The organism is Streptomyces sp. SID5910, assembly GCF_009862125.1.
Lineage (GTDB): Bacteria > Actinomycetota > Actinomycetes > Streptomycetales > Streptomycetaceae > Streptomyces.
In genome coordinates this window covers 1-2,251 of the sequence record NZ_WWHX01000103.1, presented here as the reverse complement: position 1 = coordinate 2,251, position 2,251 = coordinate 1, and the positions used below count along the sequence as shown (strand labels likewise).

The 2,251-nt window shown below is 71.5% G+C and carries 3 protein-coding genes; all 3 read right to left on the bottom strand.

Annotated features, from left to right (window positions below; genetic code table 11):
* Positions 1 to 488, bottom strand: a 488-nt coding sequence (locus GTW67_RS03770; protein ID WP_524539739.1) for a phosphoglucose isomerase-related protein, incomplete at its 3' end; no start/stop codon positions are given.
* A complete protein-coding gene (gene opcA, locus GTW67_RS03765) occupies positions 481 to 1,416 on the bottom strand; it encodes a glucose-6-phosphate dehydrogenase assembly protein OpcA (RefSeq protein ID WP_161163364.1) in 936 nt (311 codons plus the stop codon). The genes GTW67_RS03770 and opcA, both read right to left, overlap by 8 nt.
* Positions 1,413 to 2,251: glucose-6-phosphate dehydrogenase (locus GTW67_RS03760; protein WP_161163363.1), on the bottom strand; the 839-nt coding region annotated here is incomplete at its 5' end. The genes GTW67_RS03760 and opcA, both read right to left, overlap by 4 nt.

Here is a 2,251-nt window from a genome sequence, read left to right as displayed (position 1 = left end):
GGACCGAGGTCGGAGCCGCCGATGCCGATGTTGACGACGTTGCGGATGCGCTTGCCGGTGTGGCCGGTCCACTCGCCGGAACGGACCCGGTCCGCGAAGCCGGCCATCTTGTCCAGCACGGCGTGCACCTTGGGGACGACGTTCTCGCCGTCGACCTCGATCACCGCGTCCCGCGGGGCGCGCAGCGCGGTGTGCAGCACGGCGCGGTCCTCGGTGATGTTGATCCGGTCGCCGCGGAACATGGCGTCGCGCAGCCCGGACACGCCGGTCGCGGCGGCCAGTTCCCGCAGCAGTTCCAGCGTCTCGTCGGTGACCAGGTTCTTGGAGTAGTCGATGCGCAGGTCGCCGACGCGCACGACGTACCGCTCGGTCCGGCCCGGGTCCCGGTCGAACAGCTCGCGCAGGTCCGGACGGGCGAGCGCGTCCGCGCGGTGGTCCTTGAGCGCCGTCCACTCGGGCCGGGCGGTGAGCTTGGGGGTGTCAGACATGGACGGGCGTCTCCTTGTCGGCCTCGCCGCGCAGGGCGATGGCGTACATCTCGTCCGCGTCGAGGCGCCTGAGCTCCTCGGCGATGAGTTCGGAGGTGGGGCGGACCTTCAGCGCGAGCGAGCGCGGCGGCTGGTCCGGCAGGGTGAGTGTGGCGAGCGGGCCCTCGGGCCGGTCGATGACGATCTCGCCGTTCGCGGTGCCCAGACGGACGGCCGTGACGACCGGCCCGTCGGTGATGACGCGTTCGACCCGGACGTGCAGCCGTGCCTCCAGCCAGCGGGCCAGCAGCTCGGCGGCCGGGTTGTCGCCCTCGGCCTCCACGACCGCCGACGTCACCGGCACCCGGGCCTGGTCCAGCGCCGCGGCCAGCATCGACCGCCACAGCGTCAGCCGGGTCCAGGCGAGATCGGTGTCTCCGGGCGCGTAGGACCGGACCCGCTTCTCCAGGGTCTCCATCGGCCGCTCCACCGCGTACAGGTCGGTGATGCGGCGCTGGGCCAGCGCGCCGAGCGGGTCCTTCGCGGGGTTGTCCGGCGCCTCCACCGGCCACCACACGACGACCGGGGCGTCCGGCAGCAGCAGCGGCAGCACGACCGAGTCGGCGTGCTCGGACACCTCGCCGTACATGCGCAGCACGACCGTCTCGCCGGTGCCGGCCTCCGAGCCCACGCGGACCTCGGCGTCGAGGTGCGAGCGGGTGCGGTCGCGCAGGTTGCGGGCGTGCCGCTTGATGACGACCAGGGTCCGCGAGGGGTGCTCGTGCGAGGCCTCCTCGGCGGCCTTCATCGAGTCGTAGGCGTTCTCCTCGTCCGTGACGATCACCATCGTCAGGACCATGCCCACGGCCGGGGTGCCGATGGCGCGGCGACCCTGCACCAGCGCCTTGTTGATCTTGCTTGCCGTGGTGTCGGTCAGGTCGATCCTCATGGCCTGCGCCAGCTCCGTCCGTCTCGTGCGAGCATCTCGTCGGCTTCCTCGGGTCCCCAGCCGCCCGAGGCGTACTGCGCGGGCCTGCCGTGCGTGGCCCAGTACTCCTCGATCGGATCGAGGATCCGCCAGGACTCTTCCACTTCCTGGTGACGGGGGAACAGGTTGGCGTCGCCCAGAAGGACGTCCAGGATCAGCCGTTCGTACGCCTCCGGGCTGGACTCCGTGAAGGACTCGCCGTACGCGAAGTCCATGGACACGTCCCGGATCTCCATCGACGTGCCCGGCACCTTGGAGCCGAAGCGGACCGTCATGCCCTCGTCGGGCTGGACGCGGATGACGATGGCGTTCTCGCCCAGCTCCTCCGTCGCGGTGGAGTCGAAGGGGGAGTGCGGGGCCCGCTGGAAGACGACCGCGATCTCCGTGACGCGGCGGCCGAGCCGCTTGCCGGTGCGCAGGTAGAAGGGGACGCCCGCCCAGCGGCGGTTGTCGATGGCCAGCTTGATCGCCGCGTAGGTGTCGGTCGTGGAGGCCGGGTCGATGCCCTCCTCCTCCAGATAGCCGGGCACCTTGGCGCCGCCCTGCCAGCCGCCCGCGTACTGGCCGCGCACGGTGTGCTCGCCGAGGTCGTCGGGCAGCCGCACCGCCTTGAGCACCTTCAGCTTCTCGGTCAGCAGCGACGGCGCGTCGAAGGAGGCGGGCTCCTCCATCGCGGTCAGGGCGAGCAACTGGAGCAGGTGGTTCTGGATGACGTCACGGGCGGCGCCGATGCCGTCGTAGTAGCCCGCCCGGCCGCCGATGCCGATGTCCTCGGCCATGGTGATCTGCACGTGGT

Bases quoted from the DNA above. Each gene is read 5' to 3' on its own strand.
- opcA (WP_161163364.1), bottom strand. From the start codon at position 1,416: ATGAGGATCGACCTGACCGACACCACGGCAAGCAAGATCAACAAGGCG.